This is a genomic window from Hymenobacter sp. 102, assembly GCF_049949205.1.
In the GTDB taxonomy this organism is placed as follows: Bacteria; Bacteroidota; Bacteroidia; order Cytophagales; family Hymenobacteraceae; genus Hymenobacter.
Genome location: NZ_CP188172.1, coordinates 3,719,117 through 3,740,898, shown reverse-complemented (window position 1 = coordinate 3,740,898; position 21,782 = coordinate 3,719,117). Strand labels below are relative to the sequence as shown.

Below are 21,782 nucleotides of genomic sequence, written 5' to 3'. Positions count from 1 at the left end.
TACAAAAGGTTTCACAGCCAGTTTATAAAGTACAAAATCCATACTGAGTAGTATATGCAAAAACCGCCTCCGAATGATTCCGGAGGCGGTTTTTGCGGTGTTATTCATTAATCCAGCGCCTGCTGCAGGTCCGTCAGCAGTTCGGCCACCGGTTCAATCCCCACCGACAGTCGTACCAGTCCGGCTGTAATACCCAGTTCCTGCCGCTGCTCCTCCGTCAGGGCCCGGTGCGAGGTTCCTACCGGATATGACAACGAGGAATCAACCCCGGCCAGGGATGGCGCAAACGGGAACCGCTGACTGGCGCGAATAAACCGGTTGACTGCTTCCATCGAATCATCCGCCAGCCGGAACGACACCATACCGCCAAACCGGCCCGCGCCCTGCTCACTGGCCAGCTCGTGCTGGGCGTGCGTAAGCAAACCCGGATAAAACACCTCCCCCACGACCGGATGCTCGGCCAACAGCTCGGCTACTGCCTGGGCATTATAACAGTGGGCATTCATGCGCAGGCGCAGGGTTTTGAGGCCCCGTACCGCCAGCCAGCTTTCCATGGGGCTTAGGGTAAGCCCAAACAGCGTCCCGATTTGCTTCAGGCGGGCGGCTTCTTCTTCCGTACGGGCTACCACAGCTCCGGCCGTAACATCAGAATGGCCGGCCAGGTACTTGGTTACGCTGTGCATCACCAAATCGGCCCCGAAAGTCAGCGGATTGGTGAGCACCGGGGAGGCAAACGTGTTATCTACCACCAGCTTCAAGCCTAAAGCATGGGTGGCTTCGGCCGCCGCCCGCAGGTCCACCACGCGCAGCAGCGGGTTGCTGATGGTTTCACAGAGCAGCAAGCGGGTACGGAGTTGCACGTACGCTCCCAGGTTGCTGGTCAGGTCATCAAAGGGTACGTACGTTACCGATATGCCCAAGCGCCCCAGTTCCTGGTTCAGCAGGGCCGCCGAGCCGCCGTAGATATCGGCCGCGCACAGCACATGGTCGCCGGCGGTGCAGTAGGTGAGAATAGCCGCGAAAATGGCCGCCATACCCGAGCCGGTAGCCACAGCTCCAGCCCCGCTTTCCAGCCGGTTCACGGCCTCGGCCAGCTCATCGGAGTTGGGGTTGCCGTTGCGCGAGTACAGGTAGCGGCTGCCCGGCTCCCCGAAGTACAGTTCCAGTTCGTTGAGGTCTTCAAACTTGAAAACGGAGGTCTGGTAAATCGGGGTGATTTTGGGGTGGATGTGCATGGATTGTTGGGTAAACAGCCGCTATAAGGTGGCACGACAGACCAGCAACACCAGCCTCTCGCAGAAGCTGCAAGCTACAACAAGCCCTCCCAGCAAAACAAAAGCCCCGCGCCTGACAAGCAGACGCGGGGCTTTTACTCAATGGCTCCTGTGTAGATTACGCCGAAGCGCCTTCTGCCAGTACAATTACATTGTTACGCAGCACTTCTACCACGCCGCCTTCGATGGCGAAGCGGGTAGAGCCACCGTTCAGCACCACTTCGCCGGCTTTCAAAGCCGAAATCAGCGGGGCGTGGTTGCTCAAAACTTCAAACAGGCCATCTACACCCGGAAACTGGGCCGATGTAACCTCCCCTTCAAATACCTTGCGGTCGGGCGTGATGATTTCCAGATGCATCTTTTCTAATGTGAGAAATGTGAAAATGTGTTGAATGTGCTGATGAGAGCGTGCCGCCGGAGCGAATTCACATTTCCCACATCAGCACATTCCTCACATTAGAAGAAATTACTTGGCGTCCGCCATCAGCTTCTCGCCCTTGGCTACGGCATCGTCAATGTTGCCTACCAGGTTGAAGGCCGCCTCGGGGAGGTGGTCGTATTTACCATCGATGATGGCGTTGAAACCGATGATGGTTTCCTTGATGTCAACCAGTACGCCTTTCAGGCCGGTGAACTGCTCGGCTACGTGGAAGGGCTGCGACAGGAAGCGCTGCACCCGACGGGCCCGCGTTACGGTCAGCTTATCTTCTTCCGAGAGTTCGTCCATACCCAGGATGGCGATGATGTCCTGCAGTTCTTTGTAGCGCTGCAGAATCTCCTTCACGCGCTGGGCAGTGTTGTAGTGCTCCTCACCCAGTACTTCAACCGACAGAATGCGGGAAGTCGAGTCCAGCGGATCCACGGCGGGGTAGATACCCAGCTCGGAGATTTTGCGGCTCAGTACGGTGGTAGCATCCAAGTGGGCAAACGTCGTCGACGGAGCCGGGTCAGTCAAGTCATCAGCCGGTACATATACGGCCTGTACCGACGTGATGGAACCACGCTTGGTCGAAGTAATACGCTCCTGCATGGCACCCATTTCGGTGGCCAGCGTGGGCTGGTACCCTACGGCCGAAGGCATCCGGCCTAGCAGAGCCGATACTTCCGAGCCCGCCTGCGTGAAGCGGAAGATGTTGTCGATGAAGAACAGGATGTCGCGGCCGGCACCGGTGCCGTCGCCGTCGCGGAAGTTCTCGGCTACCGTGAGGCCCGACAGGGCTACGCGGGCACGGGCTCCGGGGGGCTCGTTCATCTGACCGAACACGAGGGTAGCCTGCGACTTGAGCAGTTCCGTCTCGTCCACTTTGGTCAGGTCCCAGCCACCGGCTTCCATCGAGTGCTTGAACTCCTCACCGTACTTGATGATGTCCGACTCGATGAATTCGCGCAGCAGGTCATTGCCTTCGCGGGTACGCTCACCTACGCCAGCAAACACCGACAGACCCGAGTAGGCTTTGGCGATGTTGTTTACCAGCTCCATGATGAGTACGGTTTTGCCTACGCCTGCACCACCGAACAAACCAATCTTGCCACCCTTTACATACGGAGCGAGCAGGTCAATTACTTTGATACCCGTGTAAAGAATCTCCGACGAGGTAGCGAGGTCTTCGAAAGGCGGAGCCTGACGGTGAATCGGCAGCGCGCCGTCGCTCTTGGGCTGGGGAATGCCGTCGATGGCCTGGCCGATTACGTTGAACAGACGGCCTTTGATGCCTTCGCCCGTGGGCATCGACATCGGAGCGCCCAGGTCACGTACGGCGGCACCGCGGGTCAGGCCCTCGGTCGAGTCCATGGCGATGGTGCGCACCCGGTCTTCGCCCAGGTGTTGCTGGACTTCCAGCACGACCACCTGGCCGTTGTCTTTCGTGACTTCGAGGGCGTCGAGAATGTTGGGAAGCTTGGAGCCTTCACCCGCGAAGCTCACGTCCACCACGGGACCGATAACCTGGGTGATTTTGCCGGTATTCGCCATTTCTTGGTATATAAGGGGATGGGTTCAACGTTTCAGGTCGCAAAAGTACGGCTTAATCCCGGCATTGCCAAGGCTCCTCCCCGGCCCACTGCATCAACTTTTTTTTACGCATCTGAACCCCTGAAAATCAGTTTAAAAATACCTTTTCACCCCCACCCGACCCGCCTGGCCAAGAAAAATTTTTGCCCGGAAATTTGCCTGGAATAAAAGCCGCCGTACATTTGCAGAACCAAACGGCACGCTTACACCGGCAGCCGAGCGGGAAATTGTCCGATGGTGTAACCGGCAACACGCTTGATTTTGATTCAAGAAAGTCCAGGTTCGAGCCCTGGTCGGACAACTTCACACAACGCGAAAGGCGCTGATTCTTCCTCCCCCGGAAGAGTCGGCGCCTTTCGCTTTTTCACTACTTGTCATCCTGCGCAGCGCGAGCAATCTGGGTTACCCGTTAGCGGCTAACCTAAGTTCCTCACGCTGCTTGGGATGACATTTTTGTTTTCCTTTTTTCACTCCACCCCTTTCATGTCACAGCAGGTTAAAATTTTTGCGGGTAACGCTTCGCACGAACTGGGCGAGCAGATTGCCGCCGCCTACGGAATGCAGCTCGGCGACCTGAGCATTCAGCGCTTTGCCGACACGGAACTGGGCCCCTCGTTTAATGAAAGCGTGCGGGGCTGCGCCGTATTCCTGATTCAGAGCACCAACCCCCCGGCCGAAAACCTGATGGAGCTGGCCCTGATGGTGGACGCCGCCAAGCGCGCTTCCGCCTACAAGGTAAATGTAGTGATGCCCTACATGGGCTACGCCCGCCAGGACCGCAAAGACAAGCCGCGCGTGAGCATCGGGGCTAAAGTGGTGGCCAACATGATTCAGAGCGTGGGCGCCGACCGCCTGATGACCTGCGACCTGCACGCCGGCCAGATTCAGGGCTTCTACGATATTCCGGTGGACCATCTCGACGGCTCCACCGTAACGGCTCCTTACATCAAGAGCCTGAACCTGGATAACCTGATCTTTGCCTCGCCCGACGTGGGCGGCGTGGTGCGTACCCGGGCCTTCGCCAAGAAGTTCGGGGCCGAAATTGTGGTGTGCGACAAAATGCGTCTACGGGCCAATGAAATTGCGTCCATGCAAGTGATTGGCGACGTGACCGGCATGAACGTGGTGCTGGTGGATGACATTGTGGACACGGCGGGCACCATTTGCAAAGCCGCTGAACTGCTGATGGAGCGCGGGGCCAAGTCGGTACGGGCCGTTATTACTCACCCGGTGCTGAGCGGGCCGGCCCACGAGCGAATTCAGAACTCGGTACTGGAAGAATTGGTGGTGACGGATACGATTCCGCTAAAGCAGCAAAATCCGAAAATCAAGGTTATTTCGCTGGCTCCGCTGTTTGCGCAGGCCATTCACAACGTGGTGTCACACGAGTCCATCAGCTCACTGTTCGTGTAGGCTACACCGTTAGAATATCGGGCTTGTGCCCCACTTTGGCACGGTATTGAAGAGAGGGGGCTGTAAAAGGTTCCCTCTCTTCGCATTTTATTTTTCTGCTATGAAACTCTCTTTACTCTGTTCTACTGCTACCTGCTTCGGCTTGGCGCTGGTGGCCAGCAGCTGCACCACCACGGTACATATGCAGGCCCTGGCCCCGGCGGCCGTGCACATGCCCTCCAATATGCAGCGCATCGCCACGGCCAGCCGGGTGCTGCCAGATAGCCGCCGCGACAAGTTTTTTGATGTGCTGGAGGGCGTGTTCACCGGCGAAGGCCCCATGGTGGACCGGGCCGGCACTGAAGCCTGCATCATGAGCGTGGGTGAATCACTGGTGCGCAACAGTCCCCGTTTCCGGGTAACGCCGGCCAACCTGCAGCTACAGGGTCGCACCCGGGAGTTTTTCCTGCCTCCGCTGGCTCCAGATTACGTGCAGCAGCTGTGCCGCACCTCGCAGGTAGAAGGCCTGGTGGTGCTGGAGGCCTTCGACTCGGACATGGTGCTGGAACAGAAAAAGGAAGAGCGCACTATTAAGGAAAAGGACAAGCCCGACCGCAAAGTGCAAGTAACGGTGGTGAACATGGCCATGCGCGTCGTAACCGGCTTCCGCACCTACGGCCCCCAGGGTACGGTGGTGGACCAGGCTAAGCAGGAAGACCGCCTCAACTGGATCAGTGAAGGGGCTACTTATCAGGCCGCGCTGGCCGGCCTGCCCGCCCCCGAAGATTGTATCCGGCAGGTATCGTTGCGAGTGGGCGACCAGTACGCCCGCCGTATTGCACCTTCCTACGTGGCCGTATCCCGCGACCTGTACACCCGGGCCCGCAAAGACGACTTTATGCGCCAGGCTCAGCAGCGGGTAGCGGCCACCGACTGGACGCAGGCCGCTACTATGTGGCAGCAGGCCGCCCGCAGCACTGATACCCGCATAGCCGGTCGCGCCTTCTATAACTTAGCCGTAGCCCAGGAAATAAATGGCGACCTGCCTGGCGCCATCGACTACGCCCGCAAAGCGGCTTATGACTACCACCTCCGCGCCGCCGTGGGGTATTTGCGGGAGCTGCAGGCCCGCCAGCAGGCCGAGCAAGTAGTACAGCAGCAAATGGAGGGAGCCGCTAACTAATTACGGAATAATCATTGTACAATGCTACAGCAGACACATACCAATCCATCACCTGAAATGAATTAGTATAATCACAATGAACTTAAGCAACAATCCACTTATCTATACATCTATTAATAAACTGTAGAAATGGCTTAGAAAGAGGCTTTTCTATCAAAATATGAATCATATAAGAAACAAAAATAAAGGCAATTACGATGATTAATAGCAAAACATACTTATCAACTAAATCACCTATGTGCTGATAAATTACATATCCTATGTGTCCATGTATCAAATAAAGCGGATACGTTATCGCGCCAGCTATAGAAATTAATTTCCTTTCAGGAAGAACGAATTTTCTGTTAATTATTATAAAAAATACTATAAATATTAGACACAAAAAAGCAATTAATACACTTAAAGAAAAAGCATTTTCATCATGAAAACTCTTTTCTAGCTCTTCTTTGTAAAAGACCATACTCCTTAGACACAATACAAAACTAATAGTGAGTAATGTCCACAATTTCCACTCAGCGTCTTTCTTATACTGAAACATATAGAAAACCATTCCAGAAATAAAATATGGAGCATAATCCGGAATCAGTAACTTAGTGAACAATGTTTGAATTTCTGGCGATGGACCAACGAAAGCCACATACGCCAACCAAATCATTAGCAACAACGACAATCTATTCAATAATCTAAATCCAATTATTATACTTATCAAAAAGTAAAATACTATTTCGTATGCTAATGACCAATAAGCAGCATCTATTCGTCCACCTTTACCCAAAAAATCAACTAGCATTGTCATATTAATAAGATAATCAGCCAAGTGAACCTGCAACACTGATATATGCTTTGGCGCACCTAATAATTTGACTATAACAGCTGTTAGAGTGCAAGAAATCCAAAATGCCGGATATAGCCTAACAATACGAGAGACAAAAAACTGTCTGACAGTTTTTCGCTCTGCTGACATAAGCACTACATACCCACTAATAACAAAAAATAATTCTACACCCAACCATCCATATCGCGTGATTTTTCCTAAAAATTGGTAATTTATTGGACTAAGATTATCTGATTGATAAGCCCTGTATGTAAAATGGTAAAAAACAACTGATATAGCTGCTAGAAAGCGTAAAACATCTATCTCATATAATCTATTCAAATGCGAATTAATATTTTTTTTGATTCATGCGTTTTATATTAATTTCTTACAGAAACGTGTTTGTATATTAACATCAAGCACAAAGGTATATGTTTGATATATATAACACACTCTATAAGCCACCTTTGAATAAAATTCTTCAATAGGCACTTTTAAACTTCCGGATTATCTACCTATCTTTGCGGCCCGTTTGCCTGCTGTAGGTGAGCGTTTTTTTCCTCAAAAGCACACGTTTATGAAAAGCCTCGAGATTGTAGGGTTTAAAAGAGCGAATCTCGGTAAGAAGGACGCCAAGGCGCTCCGCCTCGACTCGTACGTTCCCTGCGTACTGTACGGCGGTGCCGACGAAGTTCACTTCTCCGTTCCGGCCATCCTGTTCCGCGAGCTGCTGTACACCCCCGAGGTGCACGTAGTAGAGCTGAACATTGAAGGTGACATCCGTCGCGCCATCGTGCAGGATGCCCAGTTCCACCCCGTGAACGAGATGCTGCTGCACGTTGACTTCCTGGAGCTGCAGGATGGCAAAGAAGTGAAGATGGAAGTTCCTGTGAAGTACGTAGGCGTTTCGCCGGGCGTACTGGCGGGTGGCAAGCTGGTTAGCAAGCTGCGTAAAATCAAAGTAAAGGCTACCCCCGAAAACCTGCCCGATTACGTGGAAGTGGACATTTCGGACCTGGGCCTCGGTAAATCCATCAAGGTGAACAAAGTGGAGCCCAAAGGCTACACCATCCTCACCAACGCCTTGGCTCCCATTGCCACCGTTACCATCCCGCGTGCCCTCAAAGGCCAGCTGCAGGCTGACAAATAAGGCTCACGGATTTTTTCGGATCAGCGTCGGACTTCTACGGATTTCGCGGACGATTTTCTGGAATAATCTTATTAAAAAGGCTGTCCTGTTCGCAGGGCAGCCTTTTTTTATAGGCACGGGGCATCCGTTACGTGCTGTTTGATTGCGGCGGGCTGAATATCTTTCGGCTACCAAATCCGCAAAAATCCGACTCTAATCCGCTACAAATCCGTGAGCAAGTTTCTTGTGCTGTGCCTGGGCAACATCGGGCCGGAATATGCCGATACGCGCCACAATGTGGGCTTTATGGTGGGCGACTACCTGGCCCGCAAGCACGACGCCGCGCCCTGGCAGCTGGGCCGCCACGCCTTCACCACCGAAATCAAGCACAAGGGCCACACCTACGTGCTGGTGAAACCCACTACCTACATGAACCTGAGCGGCAAAGCGGCGGCCCACTGGCTGAGCACGCTCAAGCTGACCAAAGAAAACATGCTGGTCGTCACCGACGACCTAGCCCTGCCCTTCGGTAAGCTGCGGCTGAAAGCTAAAGGCTCGGCCGGCGGCCAGAACGGCCTTAAGCACATCCAGGAAACCCTGGGTTCCGACGAGTACGCCCGCCTGCGCTTCGGCATCGACTCCAGCTTCTCGAAGGGCCGGCAGGTGGATTACGTGCTTAGCCCCTTCTCCGCCGACGAGCAAATCGACTTGGAAAGCCGCCTGGAAAAAGCCGCCGAGGCGGTGCTGGCATTTGGCGCGCTGGGCGTAGAGCGGGCCATGAACGTGGTGAACGTAAAATAATATCCTTTATATCACAACTAGTTAAGCAGCTGCACAATGGCTTTCAAGCAATGGATTGAGGACTACGCTTCAGAAATGCCAAATTTTCTGAATGAGAGCTCATTTTATTTGGGTCCCTTAGCAGCAATTACCGGGATAGAAACTCCCTTCAGAAACATTGAAGATTGCTCCAACGGCTATACACAAGTAGCAAAGTGTATCCGAAAGAAAAGTATCGACCTTGAGACGAAGGATAAACTCATGTGCTGTTTCGGCCTAGCTATGGCTAAGTTCATTATCGAAAGCTACACTGTTGATTGGAGCATTAAAAGAAAAGTGCTTTACAACAGTTACGTCGTTCCCATACTATCTATCAAAGAAGGGAAACAGGTTGACCCAATAAGTATAGCGCGGATATACTTAAAACGGGGTAGTGTATCAAATTTTAAAATGCTTTACTGGGGTTTAACTGATGTAACTCCGCTGGAATTTGACACCCTTTTTAATCTGCAAACAGAAAGCCCCTTGCGTTAGTCCGCAAGGGGCTTTCTGTTTACTCCAAGCTTGGCACGTTGCGGAGGAAGGATTGCTTCGCTCCGCTCGCAATGACAGGCTTCCTACGCTACGCCGGAACCAGGGCGCACGGGGCTGCTGGGCTGCATGAGGCTAAGCACGCCGTCGGCGTTTTCGGCCATCAGGAGCATGCCCTGGCTTTGGATGCCTTTGATTTCGCGGGGGGCGAGGTTGAGCAGCACCTGCACCTGCTGGCCGATGAGGGCCTCGGGCAGGAAGTGCTCGGCAATGCCCGAGACGATGGTGCGGGGCTCCTCGAAACCGAGGTCTACGCTGAGTTTGAGCAGCTTTTTGGTTTTGGCGACCTTCTCGGCGGCCACAATGGTGCCGATGCGCAGGTCCATCTGCTGGAACTGCTCGAAGCTCACGTCGTCCTTGGCGGGAGCGGCTACGGCGGCGGCCAGCTCGTTGGCTTTCTTGGTGTCGAGCAGCTTCTGCACCTGGGCTTCCACGGTAGCGTCCTCGATTTTGGTGAACAGCAGCGCGGCTTCGGCCAGCTGGTGGCCGGCGGGCAGGGCATCGGGGCGGCCGGCCTGGGACCAGGGGCCTTTCTCGGTGTTCAGCATCCGGCCCAGGCGGGCGGCGGCTTCGGGCAGGAAAGGCTCCAGCAGCGTTACGAGGGCGGCGGCCAGCTGCAGCGACACATGCAGCACGGTACCGGTGCGGGCCTCGTCGGTTTTGATGAGCTTCCAGGGCTCCTGATCGGCCAGGTACTTGTTGCCAAGGCGCGAGAGGTTCATCAGCTCGTTCAGCGCGTCGCGGAAGCGGTAGTTGTCAATCAGCTCGCCAATACGAGCCGGGAACTCCTGCAGCTGACGCAGCACGTCCTCGTCCTCGGTGGTGAAACCTACGGCGGCGGGTACTTTGCCCTCGAAGAACTTGTGAGTGAGCACCACGGCCCGGTTCACGAAGTTACCGAGGTTGGCCACCAGCTCGTTATTGTTGCGGGCCTGGAAGTCTTTCCAGGTGAAGTCGTTGTCCTTGGTTTCGGGGGCGTTGGCGCAGAGCACGTAGCGCAGCACGTCGGCCTGGCCGGGAAAATCCTGCAGGTACTCGTGCAGCCACACAGCCCAGTTGCGGCTGGTGCTGATTTTGTCGCCTTCCAGGTTCAGGAACTCGTTGGCGGGCACGTTATCGGGCAAGATATAGTCGCCGTGGGCCTTGAGCATCGTGGGGAAGATGATGCAGTGGAACACGATGTTGTCCTTGCCAATGAAGTGCACCAGCTTGGTTTCGGGGTCTTTCCAGTAGGTTTCCCAGGTATCGGGCAGCAGGTCTTTGGTGGCCGAGATGTAGCCGATGGGCGCATCAAACCACACGTAGAGCACCTTGCCCTCGGCCCCGGCCACCGGCACGGGCACGCCCCAGTCCAGGTCGCGGGTAACGGCGCGGGGGTGCAGGCCCTGGTCAATCCACGATTTGCACTGGCCGTACACGTTGGCTTTCCAGTCCTGCTTGTGGCCTTCCACAATCCACTCGCGCAGCCAGGGTTCGTACTGATCCAGGGGCAGGTACCAGTGCTTGGTTTCGCGCAGCACGGGGTGGTTGCCCGAGAGCATGGAGCGGGGGTTGATCAGCTCGGTGGGGCTGAGCGAGGTGCCGCACTTCTCGCACTGGTCGCCGTAGGCGTTTTCGTTGCCGCAGTTGGGGCAGGTGCCCACGATGTAGCGGTCAGCCAGAAACTGGTCGGCCTTCTCATCATAGTACTGCTCGGAGGTCTGCTCGATGAACTTGCCTTCCTCGTAGAGCTTCCTGAAAAAGCCGCTGGCTACATCGGCGTGCGTTTTAGAGGACGTGCGCGAGTAGATATCGAACGACACGCCAAACTCCTGAAACGAGTCGCGGATGATGGCGTGGTACTTATCCACCACCTGCTGGGGCGTCACGCCTTCCTTCTGGGCCCGGATGGTGATGGGCACGCCGTGCTCATCGGAGCCGCAGATAAATTTCACGTCGCGCTGCTGGGCGCGCAGGTAGCGCACGTAGATATCGGCGGGCAGGTACACGCCGGCCAGATGGCCGATGTGCACGGGGCCGTTGGCGTAGGGCAGCGCGGCCGTTACGGTATAGCGCTTGGGCAGAGAGGACATAGTAAGCGAAAAAGCAGTGTAAGCGCCGCCGAAACCGGCAACGGGAGTGCAAAGGAACAAGGAATAAAGAGGAATTAGGCAGCCGGTCTGTACTAAACCGATTACGCATGCCCGGTTGTTTCCTGGGATGGAGCCCGCCGGCCGTAAATCATAATATAGCTATCCTAAATTTCATCTAGTAATCCTTCTATATTTCGCTCACCTACCGCGGAGTTTTGCGTAGAGAAGCTTACACCTCTCCTCCCATTTTTCAAGCCATGAAGAACACCGACCAAGAAAAGCCGGACAAAAAGGCCCGTAAGCAGCAGAATGCCGCCGAAAAAGCCCAACGCAAAGCCGCCAAAGCAGCCGAATCGACTACTTCCGTCATTCAGGACTCGAAAGCCAGCAAAAAGTCAACGCAGAAGAAGGCACTGAAAACAGCCGCCAAGCAGCTGCAGAAAGAGCTGGATGGCCGCATCAACGAAGTGGTGAAGCGCATCCGGCAAGAAACGAAAGCCAAGCTGAAAGAGGTAGTGAAAGACGCCACCCGCCGCCTGGATACTGATATGGAGCACCTGTTCGAGCAGGCTCTGCATACCATTGTCAGCCGCCATGAAACCGGTACGCCCGCCGCCTCCGACAGCATCTCAACGGATTCCGGTGCAACCGACTCCGCCAGCACGGACAGTGCCGGCACAGCTGCAGCGAAAGCCCCGGCCCGCAACCGTACGGCTAACCGGCCTGCCGCCAAGCCCGCGCCCGCCCGCCCGGTAGCAGCCAAGCCCGCCGGTAAGCCCACCAGCACCGCCGGTAAACCAGCGGCCCGGCCGGCCCGCTCAGCGGCCAAAGCGGCGGCTCCCGCCACTGCTTCAACACCCGATACTGCGTCAGAAGCCACTCAATAAGTTGTCTACGCTTAAACCCGCAACGCCCGATTTCCAGATGGAAATCGGGCGTTGCGGGTTTAGCTGGCACTAGCATACCGGCACTAAAAGTTTACCGGGGCAGGCGCAGGGTATCGGCAGGGGCTCCGTTGACGCGGCGCATGCGGGTTTCCGGCGTCGTTGTGTTGTTGTCGTTGGTGTTGAGCGTTTCGGGGCGCTTGCGGGAATTGATGCCGCTGGCCTGCTCCCGAATGGGCACCCGACCGGGCGTGGCATCGGGCACGGAGCCACCGTAGCCGGCGTTGCTATTGTAGGCGGCCTGCCGGTCGGCGTCGGTGACGATGCGGGTGGGTGGGCGCTGCACGGCAGCCTCCTCCCCTATCGTTTCGGAGGTGGTGCAGGCACCTGCCAGCAAGGCAAGAGCGGGTAAAATCAACAGCCGTTTCATAGCAAAAAACCAGGCAGCCCGTCCGGTGCGGACGGGCTGCCTGGTTTAACGTGAATCGGCAGCCGGAGTTGGCCCGTTATCCGTGAATCAGGTGCAAATCGGCCTGAATACCGTTCCAGAGGCCCACGCGGGCCTGCATACAGTGCGTGGCTACATCCAGGCTTTCCTGCCAGCGCTGGGCATCCTGGCCGCACAGGTCGCGCACCATTTGCTGGGCCAGGGGGGTGTGCACCTCCTCATCCAGCTCAATGTGGCGGTTGAGGTAGTAGCTGAATGTATCGAGCTGGCCGGGGAAGCGGAAGTTGAGGTCGGCCACCAAATGGCGGAACATGTCGGGAATCACATCTTCGCGGCCAAAAGTGAAAGCCGCCGCAATAGCATGGGGCCGGCCCGACTCAATGATGGCAAATGTGCCCAGCACAAACTCCTGCACCGAAGCGGGCGCGTTGGCCTCTACCAACGCTTCCGCTACGGTATGACCAGCCGCCAATGCTGCCAGCAGCCGCTCAATGGGGGCCGTATCGGCCCCGCATTCCCGCATGGCGCGCAAATACAGCTCGAAATGGCTGGCGGGGCGGCCTTCGGGGTCCACGTCCGTTTCCTCTTCCAGCACAATATCATTGATAAGGCGGCGGGTGGCGGCGTTACCGCGCGGCACCCACGGAATTTCCACGCAGGTAAGCTCCCGCTGCAAGGCCTTCAGTAAGGACATGAAGTCCCACACGGCAAACACGTGGTGCTGCATGAACACGCGCAGATCATCAAGGGAGTGCAACGACTGGTACACGCTGTGTGCTACCAGCTGCTCGCGTGCCGGGGCCAAAGCCCGCTGCAGCTCAGCAATGGAATCAGAATGAACTTGGGTTGACATAGAACGGAGGGTAAAAAGTACAGCAGAGCGCAGGCTCCACTGGTACAACAAACGAAATGGCCCACTGGCGCGGGTCGCCAGCGGGCCAGCGCAAAATTAGGGTAGTTGCTAGTTACTGGTTGTTAGGTGTCAGTGACAGGGCGTATAAGCAGACGAGCCACTGACAACTAGAAACAACCAACTCATTTAGCCCGCTCGAACACCATGCCGTAAGAATCCATGCAGTAGCGCAGGCCGGTGGGCTTGGGGCCGTCGTCGAAGACGTGACCGAGGTGCCCACCGCAGCGGGCGCACATGATGGCGTCGCGGGTCATGCCCAGGCTTTTGTCGGTAGCCACTTTCAGGCTGGCCTCGGAGGCCGGGGCCCAGAAGCTCGGCCAGCCCGTGCCCGACTCAAACTTGGTAGCCGAGGAAAACAGCAGGTTATGGCAGCCGGCACAGTAGTAGTTACCCTTGGCGTGGTTGTCCCAGTAAGGATTGTTGTAGGGCTTCTCGGTGCCTTCCTGGCGCAGGATAAAATACTGTTCGGAAGTCAGCTGCTTGCGCCATTCCGCGTCCGATTTACGCACCGGAAACTCATCGGGCCGGCCGGTGGCAGGTTTTGCCTTGGGATAGGCTTTGGCGGCGGCCGACGGATTGGTTACCGGCCGGGGCGAATCGGCCAAATCCATTTTAGCATCATTTTTTTTCTGGGAGCAGGCCGAGTTTAAGGTCAGCACTGAGAAGAACAGAATCAGAAGGGGAAACCGCATGCGAAACGAGAGGTCTGAGATAAACGAAAACCAGAAAGCCAGCCCAAAACCGGGCCGCTGACAGAACATACGGAGCCGGACTACAGTTCGGCCTTCTCCGCCATAAATAGCCCATTGCCTATACTTCCGGGAACCACAGGGGGACAATAAGTTGTCTGTCTTCTCGCCCGAAGTTTCTTCCTCTCTCAGTAACAATTCATTACTGCGCGCTTTTGCCAGTTTCATTCCGTACCTTTGCGCCCGGAAAACCCTTTGTATGCAGAACATTCGCAATATCGCCATCATCGCCCACGTTGACCACGGCAAGACGACGCTCGTGGACAAGATCATTCACGCTTCCAAGCTGTTCGACGAGCACCAGCAGTTCGACGACCTGATTCTGGACAACAATGACCTGGAACGTGAGCGGGGCATCACCATCGTCTCCAAAAACGTATCAGTACGGTACAAGGACGTTAAAATCAACATCATCGACACCCCTGGTCACGCCGACTTCGGCGGCGAGGTGGAGCGGGTTCTGAAGATGGCCGACGGCGTACTGCTGCTCGTGGATGCCTTCGAAGGTGCCATGCCCCAGACGCGCTTCGTGCTGGGCAAAGCCATCGACCTGGGCCTGAAGCCCATTGTAGTGGTGAACAAGGTGGACAAGGAAAACTGCCGCCCCGACGAGGTGCACGAGCAGGTATTCGACCTGATGTTCAACCTGGGAGCTAACGAAGACCAGCTGGACTTCGTGACCCTGTACGGCTCCTCGAAGCAGGGCTGGATGAGCACCGACTGGAAAGTGAAAACCGACAGCATCATTCCGCTGCTCGACGCCGTGGTGGCTTCCATCCCGGCGGCTCCCCAGTTGGACGGTACGCCCCAGATGCAGGTTACCTCGCTCGATTACTCGTCGTTCGTGGGCCGGATTGCCATTGGCCGCGTGCACCGCGGTACGCTGAAAGAAGGCGCTAACATGAGCCTGATTAAGCGTGACGGCACCATCAAGAAAGTAAAAATTAAAGAGCTGCAGGTATTCGAAGGCCTGGGCAAAAACAAGGTAGCGGAGGTGAGCTCCGGCGAAATCTGCGCCGTAACCGGCATCGAAGGCTTCGACATTGGCGACACGCTGGCCGACGCTGAAAACCCCGAGGCCCTGGCGGTTATCAGCATCGACGAGCCGACGATGAACATGCTGTTCACCATCAACAACTCGCCTTTCTTCGGTAAGGAAGGCAAGTTCGTGACCTCGCGCCACCTGCGGGACCGTCTGTTCAAGGAAACCGAGAAAAACCTGGCCCTGCGCGTGAAGGAAACCGACCGTGAGGACACCTTCCTGGTGTACGGCCGGGGTATTCTGCACTTGTCGGTACTTATCGAGACCATGCGTCGCGAAGGGTTCGAGTTGCAGGTAGGCCAGCCCCAGGTACTGTTCCGGGAGGACGAAGACGGCAACCGTCTGGAGCCCATCGAGCACCTGGTAGTGGACGTACCGGAGGAAACGGCCGGTAAGGTGATTGAGCTGGTGACGATGCGCAAAGGCGAGCTGACCATCATGGAGCCCAAGGGCGACCTGCAGCACCTGGAGTTCAACATTCCGGCCCGCGGCCTGATTGGCCTGCGCAACAACGTGCTGACCGCCACCGCCGGTGAGGCCATCATGAACCACCGCTTCTCGGCCTACGAGCCCTATAAAGGCGTAATTCCCGGCCGTATCTCCGGTTCGCTGATTTCGATGGACACCGGTGCCGGCACTGCCTACACCATCGACAAGATGCAGGACCGCGGCGAGTTCTTCGTTGATCCGGGTGAGGAAGTGTACGCCGGCCAGGTTATCGGGGAGCACACCCGCCCCAACGACCTGACCATCAACATCCAGAAAGGTAAGAAACTCACCAACATGCGCGCCTCGGGCTCGGATGAAAACGTGAAAATCGTGCCCAAGCGTCAGTTCTCGCTGGAAGAAGCCATGGAATACATCCAGAAGGATGAGTACCTGGAAGTAACCCCGAAATCGGTGCGGATGCGCAAAATCCTGCTCGACGAGAACGAGCGTCTGCGTGCTGCCAAGAAAGTAGACTAACTCGCAGCAGATAATTTTGATAAAAGGGAGTGGCCGGTGGCTGCTCCCTTTTTGTTTTGGCCCTGGTTAGCACATACGTGGCCCAGTGCGGTTACGTATGAGGCAACCGCCGCCGCCATTCGCTTATGCTCGAACTACCTGCTTACTCACCCGCCAGCGTTCCGCCTCGTTGGTCCTTAATGCGCCAGCGCTGGAGCAACCTGCTGTTTGCGCATTGGCCTATGCCGCCAGCGGTATTACGGCCCTACCTGCCGGAGCGGCTGGAGCTGGATTTATTTGCGGGGCAGGCGTGGCTGGGCGTGGTGCCGTTTACCATGAGCCACATCCGGCCGCTGGGCCTGCCGGCCGTGCCGGGCCTAAGCGCGCTGCACGAGCTGAACGTGCGCACCTACGCCCGCCTCAATGGGGTACCGGGCGTGTGGTTTTTGTCGTTGGATGCAACCCAGCCGCTGGGCGTGTGGGCCGCCCGGACCCTGTTTCACCTGCCCTACCTGCACGCCCGCATGCAGCTTACCCGCCAAGGCAACGCGTTGCACGCCACGGCCACGCGCACGCACCGTGGCCAGGCTCCGGCTACGTTTGCCGCCACCTGGACGCCGGGCGCGGAATTGCCCTTGGCGCAGCCCGGTTCGTTGACTTATTTCCTTACTGAGCGGTATCATTTGTACACGGCGGGCCACACGGTGCGTCCCGGCCAGCATGATGCGGCACTCTGGCGGGGCCGGCTCTGGCACGAGCCGTGGCAGCTGCGAGAAGCCACTTTACAGCACTGGGAATCTACGTTGGTGGAAAGCCACGGCCTCCCCACGCCCCAGGGCCCGCCGCTGCTGCACGCCGCTAATGCGCTGGACGTGTGGATGGAGGAGTTGCGGCGCGTTTGAGCACCTACTGCTCTACCCGAAAATCAACGTAGCCCCGCACTTCGCCTTCGGTAACCTGTACCTCATCAACCCGGGCGGCGGGCGGGCCCTGATGGCTCCAGGCTTCCAGCTGTTGCAGGACCTCCAGCGGTCCTTCGACTTCGAGGGTTACGCTGCCGTCGGGGTTGTTGCGCACGGTGCCGGTGAGGCCGAGGCGGCGGGCTTCCTGCTGGGTGCTTTGACGAAAGAAAACGCCCTGCACGTGGCCGTGGACGCGGATGGTGCGGTGTTCAACGGGTGTGCTCATGGTGTCAGTTGAAGATGCCAGCGGGCGATGGAATCCTGCTGCCAGCGGGCGTTCTGAAACGGGTTTTCGGCGGAAAGCATACGCCCGGGCAGGCGGCGGCGTTGCAAGCGGCCGGTAATTATATCCTGCTCATCAATGTACACGGCCGGGGCGGGAGCCGTGGTACGCCGCCCAATTGCCTGGCCCTCGCTAAGCGTGGTAGTGGTCGTATCGGGGCTGAAGAGGCGGGCCAGCGTGCGGCGGTCAGGGCCGAGGTAGTACACTTCCGTCGGCTCATCAAACTTCCTCCGGACGGAATCGGGAAACGCCGGAAACTGCACGGGAAGGGCCCGCAGCTGCTCCAGGTCGAAAACCGTACCGCTGGTATCGGTACGCGGCACCCATACGGCCCCGGTATCAGCCGCCAGGTTAAACGGCGGCGAGGAGTACCCGGAGTTCTCAACCCCGATGCGGTGCAGGCGCGGCCCGGCAGTAGTCAGGCGCAGCAGATACACGCTATTGACCGGTTCATACCCGGCCAGGCACTGCACCCGCAGCAGCCACCGGGCCGGATACCGGGGTAGCCGCTGCAACCGCCCCAGCGTTGGCCCGCCCGAATCAGGCTGGCAGAGGGTGGCGGACAGCAGGGGCCGGCCGTGGTACAGCACTTCGGTAGCCAGCGTATCGTAGTAGCTAAACAGCAGTTGGGTACGCTTCTCAATGCGGTAGCGCAACACCAGCGGAGCCTGCACAGAGGCGTTTTCGACGGTAAACTCGGAGGTGGAACAGGCTCCGAACACCAGTACCACCAGCAACGCGCCCAGCAGCAGGCGGGGCCACCACGACCCAGGAGCAGGCAAAGGCTTAAGGAAGGGCATCGGAAAGGCAACGAGGGAAACGGAGGTAATATAAGCAGCGGGCGTTTGCCGGGAACCTGCCAACTTCGCGTTTCGCCCTTGTCGCTCTGCTTTTTTCCCTCGTTATGCGTTATCTGCTCCGCAATTGCACTATCTACACCGGCTCCACGGTGCTGCCCCACCACACGCTGCTGGTACAGGATGGGCTGATTGAGGCCGTACTGCCCGAGGTAGCGGCCCCCGCCGACGTGCCCGCCGTGGATGCCCGCGGCCTGAACGTGGCGCCCGGGCTGCTCGATTTACAGGTGTACGGAGCCCAGGGCCAGCTTTTTTCCGTAGCGCCAACTGCCGAGGCGTTGCGCATCCTCACGCAGTACGCGTTCCGGCACGGCACCACCGGCGTGCTGGCCACTATGCCCACCAACTCCTGGGCGATGATGCGGCAGGCGCTGGAAGCCGGCCGGGAGTTTTGCCGGGAGTACCCGGGTCTGCTGGGCATTCATCTGGAAGGGCCCTACATCAACCCACTCAAGAAAGGCGCCCACCAGGCTGAGTTTATCCGGGAGCCGACGGTGGCCGAAATTGAGGAGCTGCTGCAACTAGGCGGCAGCACGCTGAAGATGATGACCCTGGCTCCTGAAATGGCCTCGGCGGCGGTGGTAGCCCGTTTGCGGGAGGCCGATGTAGTGGTATCGGCGGGGCATTCCAATGCTACGTACGAGCAGGCCACGGCGGGCTTCCGACAGGGTTTTTCGGCGGCTACGCACCTGTTCAACGCCATGTCGGCGCTACAGGGGCGGGAGCCGGGGCTGGTGGGAGCCGTGTACGATTCGGCCACGGCCTGCGCCAGCATTATCGTGGATGGTGTGCACTGCAGCTTTGATGCCGTGCGCATCAGCCAGAAGCTGCTGCGGGAGCGGCTGTTCCTGATTACCGATGCCGTGACCGACAGTGAGCAGGGCGCGTACCGGTTCCGGCGCGCGGGCAACCATTTTGTGGATGCGCAGGGTACGCTCGCCGGCTCGGCCCTCACGCTGCCCGAAGCCATCCGCAACTGCGTGCAGCACGTGGGGCTGCCCTTGGAAGAGGCCCTGCGCATGGCTTCGCTGTACCCGGCCCGGGTGCTGGGTCTCGACCACGAGTTGGGCTACCTCAGCAGCTCCTACCGCGCCGATTTCTGGCTGTTTGATGATGACCTGACGCCCTACGCCACTGCCCGGGGCGGTACCCTCACCTGGCACTAGCAACACTTCAGCTTATCTTCAGAAAGCCTACCGCATGTTTGCAGCTTCTCCTTACCGTCTGCTCATGCGTTTCGTTTTACTGATCATACTACTGCTGCTGGCTCCGGCCGCCTGGGCCCAATATACGGTGCAGGTACAGGTGCGCGACTCCCTGACCCGGCAGCCGCTGCCGGCCGTAAGCGGGGCCATCCGGGGCACGGCGCTGGGCGCTTCCTCCGATGCCCAGGGCCAGCTCAGCATCCTGAACGTAACCGGCCCCACGGCTGAGGTGGTGCTCAGCTTTATCGGGTACCGGGTGAAAACGGTGCAAGTGGCCCTGCCGCAGACAACCCCGGCCACCGTGCTGCTGGCCCCGGATGCCAACGCGCTGGAGGAAGTAGTAGTAACCAGCACCCGCACCAACTCACGCATTGAGGACCTGCCTACCCGGGTAGAGGTACTGGGCGAGGAGGAGCTGCAGGAGGAAAACGCCATCAAACCCGGCAACATTGCCTCGTTGCTGGGCGACATTGCCGGCACCCAGATTCAGCCCACCCAGCCCACCACCGGCAACGCCGATTTGCGCATTCAGGGCCTGCAGGGCCGCTACTCGCAGATGCTACGCGACGGGCTGCCGCTGTTTGGGGGCTACGCCGGCTCCTTCGGGATTTTGCAGGTACCCCCGCTCGATTTGCGGCAGATTGAGTTGATTAAGGGCTCCAGCAGCACGCTGTACGGGGGCGGGGCTATTGCCGGCCTGGTGAACCTCATCAGCAAGCAGCCCCGCCTGGGTAGTCCGGAGCGCAGCCTCACCCTCAACCAAAGCACCCTGCGCGAAACCAACCTCAATAGCTTCGTATCGGGCCGCAACCAGCGGGTGGGCTACACCTTGTTTGCGGGCGGCACCCGCCAGCAGGACGTGGACGTGGACGGCGACGGGTTTACCGACGTGCCCCGCCTGCGCAACTTCACGGTGCACCCGCGGCTGTTTTACTACCCCAACCGCCTGGGCCAGCTGGCCGTGGGCTACACCGGCACCGTGGAGGACCGCCGCGGAGGCGACCAGCAGGTGGTGCGCGCCGGCCCCGACGCGCTGCACCAGTACTTCGTGACCAACCGCATGCAGCGCCACACCGCCGACCTAGTGTATACCCAGGACAGCGTGGGTGGCGGCAGTCTAACAGTAAAAGGCACCGCGAGCAGCTTCGATAGGCGCGTGACCACCCATACCGTGGGGTTCCGGGCCCGGCAGCTGTCGTATTTCTCGGAGTTGAGCTACCTGCACCGGCTGGGCCGGCAGCACACCGTGTAGCGGGCCTGAACGTTAACGGCGAGCAGCTGCGGCCCCAGGATGACCCCTCGGCCCTGCCGGCCGGCAACTACACGTATAGCACGGTGGGCGGCTTTGTGCAGGATGACTGACAACCCGTGCCCCAGCTCACGGTGCAGGGCGGCCTGCGCCTCGACCACCATAACCAGTACGGTAACTTCCTGCTGCCCCGGCTGGCGCTGCTGTACCGGTTTTCCGAAAGCGTAACGTCGCGCCTCAACGGCGGCCTGGGCTACCGCGTGCCCGTACCCTACGTGAACGACTTGGATGAGCGGGATTACCCCCAGCTGCAGCCTTTGGTGGGCCTGCGGGCCGAGCGCTCCACCGGCCTGAACTGGGACGTGAATTATCAGCACCACGCGGGCGAGCTGACCCTGACTCTCAACCAGTCGTTCTTCTACACCCGCCTCAACTCCCCGCTGGTGCTGCCCGATTACGGCCTCACGCCCGGCAGTACCCCGCTGGCCTGGTACAACGCCGGCCAGCCCGTGGTGAGCCAGGGCTTTGAAACCTACGTGCGCCTGCGCCAGGACGAAACCGAGCTGTACCTGGGCTACGTGTTTACGGATGCCCGCCGCCGCTACGACGCGGTAAACCCGCACGTGGAGCTGGCCGCCCGCCACAAGCTGGCCGCCGTAGCCACCCAGGAGTTTACCGAGCACTTTGCCGCCGGCATCGAGGCCAGCTACACCGGCCAGCAGTACCTCTCCGATGGCCGCCGCACGCCGGGCTACCCCATTATGGCCGCGCTGCTGCGCTACACCCAGGGCCCGCTCACGCTGGTGCTCAACGGCGAAAATCTGCTCGACTACCGCCAGACGCGCCGGGAAAGCGTGGTGCTGGGCTCCCGCCTCAACCCCAACTTCCCCCAGCTTTGGCCCCCCGTGGAAGGGCGGGTACTGAACCTATCGGCCACGGTAAAGTTCTAAAACTTGCGCGGCCTTTCTGGCAATTGGGTATCTTGGCGAGGAAAGCCGG

General features: G+C 58.2%; 21 protein-coding genes and 1 tRNA gene. 12 read left to right on the top strand and 10 right to left on the bottom strand.

The window, feature by feature from the left end; genetic code table 11:
- Window positions 1-107 precede the first annotated feature (107 nt).
- From ACN19L_RS16125 to atpD, 3 genes are all read right to left on the bottom strand, one after another.
- A complete protein-coding gene (locus tag ACN19L_RS16125; RefSeq protein ID WP_426490498.1) occupies window positions 108-1,235 on the bottom strand; it encodes a trans-sulfuration enzyme family protein in 1,128 nt (375 codons plus the stop codon).
- A gap of 157 nt (window positions 1,236-1,392) precedes the next feature.
- Window positions 1,393-1,632, bottom strand: a complete 240-nt coding sequence (gene atpC, locus ACN19L_RS16120; RefSeq protein WP_426490497.1) for an ATP synthase F1 subunit epsilon — start codon at window positions 1,630-1,632, stop codon at window positions 1,393-1,395.
- A 108-nt stretch (window positions 1,633-1,740) separates the two neighbouring features.
- Entirely contained in the window at window positions 1,741-3,246 is a 1,506-nt protein-coding gene (gene atpD, locus ACN19L_RS16115) for a F0F1 ATP synthase subunit beta (protein ID WP_426490496.1), read from the bottom strand.
- A gap of 267 nt (window positions 3,247-3,513) precedes the next feature.
- Between atpD and ACN19L_RS16110 the strand changes: the two genes are divergently transcribed.
- The 3 genes from ACN19L_RS16110 (at window position 3,514) to ACN19L_RS16100 (ending at window position 5,860) form a co-directional block, all read left to right on the top strand.
- A tRNA-Gln gene (locus ACN19L_RS16110) sits at window positions 3,514-3,586 on the top strand.
- Between the two features lie 182 nt (window positions 3,587-3,768).
- Window positions 3,769-4,698 carry a ribose-phosphate pyrophosphokinase gene (locus tag ACN19L_RS16105; protein ID WP_426490495.1) on the top strand — a complete coding sequence of 310 codons (930 nt, stop codon included), beginning with the start codon at window positions 3,769-3,771 and terminating at the stop codon, window positions 4,696-4,698.
- Window positions 4,699-4,798: 100 nt separating this feature from the next.
- Window positions 4,799-5,860, top strand: coding sequence for a DUF6340 family protein (locus tag ACN19L_RS16100; RefSeq protein ID WP_426490494.1), 1,062 nt, complete (start codon window positions 4,799-4,801; stop codon window positions 5,858-5,860).
- A gap of 82 nt (window positions 5,861-5,942) precedes the next feature.
- On the opposite strand, the gene ACN19L_RS16095 is transcribed toward ACN19L_RS16100, so the two are convergent.
- On the bottom strand, window positions 5,943-7,016 hold the full coding sequence (locus ACN19L_RS16095) for an acyltransferase family protein (RefSeq protein WP_426490493.1): 1,074 nt from the start codon (window positions 7,014-7,016) through the stop codon (window positions 5,943-5,945).
- A 235-nt stretch (window positions 7,017-7,251) separates the two neighbouring features.
- On the opposite strand from ACN19L_RS16095, the gene ACN19L_RS16090 reads away from it, so the two are divergent.
- The 3 genes from ACN19L_RS16090 (at window position 7,252) to ACN19L_RS16080 (ending at window position 9,117) form a co-directional block, all read left to right on the top strand.
- A complete protein-coding gene (locus ACN19L_RS16090) occupies window positions 7,252-7,824 on the top strand; it encodes a 50S ribosomal protein L25/general stress protein Ctc (RefSeq protein WP_426490492.1) in 573 nt (190 codons plus the stop codon).
- A gap of 210 nt (window positions 7,825-8,034) precedes the next feature.
- The gene (gene pth / locus ACN19L_RS16085) at window positions 8,035-8,604 is read left to right on the top strand and encodes an aminoacyl-tRNA hydrolase (protein WP_426490491.1); all 570 of its coding nucleotides are present in this window, start codon (window positions 8,035-8,037) and stop codon (window positions 8,602-8,604) included.
- Window positions 8,605-8,640: 36 nt separating this feature from the next.
- Complete coding sequence (locus tag ACN19L_RS16080; protein WP_426490490.1) at window positions 8,641-9,117, top strand: hypothetical protein; 477 nt, start codon at window positions 8,641-8,643, stop codon at window positions 9,115-9,117.
- A gap of 83 nt (window positions 9,118-9,200) precedes the next feature.
- On the opposite strand, the gene metG is transcribed toward ACN19L_RS16080, so the two are convergent.
- Window positions 9,201-11,246 (bottom strand): methionine--tRNA ligase, encoded by a 2,046-nt coding sequence (metG, locus tag ACN19L_RS16075; protein WP_426490489.1) that lies wholly within the window; start codon window positions 11,244-11,246, stop codon window positions 9,201-9,203.
- Window positions 11,247-11,503: 257 nt separating this feature from the next.
- On the opposite strand from metG, the gene ACN19L_RS16070 reads away from it, so the two are divergent.
- Window positions 11,504-12,133 carry a hypothetical protein gene (locus ACN19L_RS16070; RefSeq protein ID WP_426490488.1) on the top strand — a complete coding sequence of 210 codons (630 nt, stop codon included), beginning with the start codon at window positions 11,504-11,506 and terminating at the stop codon, window positions 12,131-12,133.
- A gap of 91 nt (window positions 12,134-12,224) precedes the next feature.
- On the opposite strand, the gene ACN19L_RS16065 is transcribed toward ACN19L_RS16070, so the two are convergent.
- The 3 genes from ACN19L_RS16065 to msrB form a co-directional block, all read right to left on the bottom strand.
- Window positions 12,225-12,560 (bottom strand): hypothetical protein, encoded by a 336-nt coding sequence (locus ACN19L_RS16065; RefSeq protein ID WP_426490487.1) that lies wholly within the window; start codon window positions 12,558-12,560, stop codon window positions 12,225-12,227.
- A gap of 76 nt (window positions 12,561-12,636) precedes the next feature.
- Entirely contained in the window at window positions 12,637-13,431 is a 795-nt protein-coding gene (locus ACN19L_RS16060; protein WP_426490486.1) for a DUF3050 domain-containing protein, read from the bottom strand.
- Between the two features lie 182 nt (window positions 13,432-13,613).
- The gene (gene msrB / locus ACN19L_RS16055) at window positions 13,614-14,183 is read right to left on the bottom strand and encodes a peptide-methionine (R)-S-oxide reductase MsrB (RefSeq protein WP_426490485.1); all 570 of its coding nucleotides are present in this window, start codon (window positions 14,181-14,183) and stop codon (window positions 13,614-13,616) included.
- A 256-nt stretch (window positions 14,184-14,439) separates the two neighbouring features.
- On the opposite strand from msrB, the gene typA reads away from it, so the two are divergent.
- Both typA and ACN19L_RS16045 read left to right on the top strand, forming a co-directional pair.
- Window positions 14,440-16,248 (top strand): translational GTPase TypA, encoded by a 1,809-nt coding sequence (typA, locus tag ACN19L_RS16050; RefSeq protein ID WP_426490484.1) that lies wholly within the window; start codon window positions 14,440-14,442, stop codon window positions 16,246-16,248.
- A 125-nt stretch (window positions 16,249-16,373) separates the two neighbouring features.
- On the top strand, window positions 16,374-17,129 hold the full coding sequence (locus ACN19L_RS16045; RefSeq protein WP_426490483.1) for a YqjF family protein: 756 nt from the start codon (window positions 16,374-16,376) through the stop codon (window positions 17,127-17,129).
- 4 nt (window positions 17,130-17,133) lie between these two features.
- Here the strand turns inward: ACN19L_RS16045 and ACN19L_RS16040 are convergent, their stop codons facing one another.
- Together ACN19L_RS16040 and ACN19L_RS16035 are read right to left on the bottom strand one after the other, a co-directional pair.
- The gene (locus ACN19L_RS16040; protein WP_426490482.1) at window positions 17,134-17,415 is read right to left on the bottom strand and encodes an acylphosphatase; all 282 of its coding nucleotides are present in this window, start codon (window positions 17,413-17,415) and stop codon (window positions 17,134-17,136) included.
- Window positions 17,412-18,272, bottom strand: coding sequence for a hypothetical protein (locus ACN19L_RS16035; protein ID WP_426490481.1), 861 nt, complete (start codon window positions 18,270-18,272; stop codon window positions 17,412-17,414). The genes ACN19L_RS16040 and ACN19L_RS16035 overlap by 4 nt, the downstream gene beginning before the upstream one ends.
- 104 nt (window positions 18,273-18,376) lie before the next feature.
- Between ACN19L_RS16035 and nagA the strand changes: the two genes are divergently transcribed.
- From nagA to ACN19L_RS16020, 3 genes are all read left to right on the top strand, one after another.
- Complete coding sequence (gene nagA / locus ACN19L_RS16030) at window positions 18,377-19,495, top strand: N-acetylglucosamine-6-phosphate deacetylase (RefSeq protein ID WP_426490480.1); 1,119 nt, start codon at window positions 18,377-18,379, stop codon at window positions 19,493-19,495.
- A gap of 64 nt (window positions 19,496-19,559) precedes the next feature.
- Window positions 19,560-20,786, top strand: a complete 1,227-nt coding sequence (locus ACN19L_RS16025) for a TonB-dependent receptor (RefSeq protein ID WP_426490479.1) — start codon at window positions 19,560-19,562, stop codon at window positions 20,784-20,786.
- 116 nt (window positions 20,787-20,902) lie between these two features.
- Window positions 20,903-21,733 (top strand): TonB-dependent receptor plug domain-containing protein, encoded by an 831-nt coding sequence (locus ACN19L_RS16020; RefSeq protein ID WP_426490478.1) that lies wholly within the window; start codon window positions 20,903-20,905, stop codon window positions 21,731-21,733.
- Window positions 21,734-21,782: the final 49 nt, after the last annotated feature.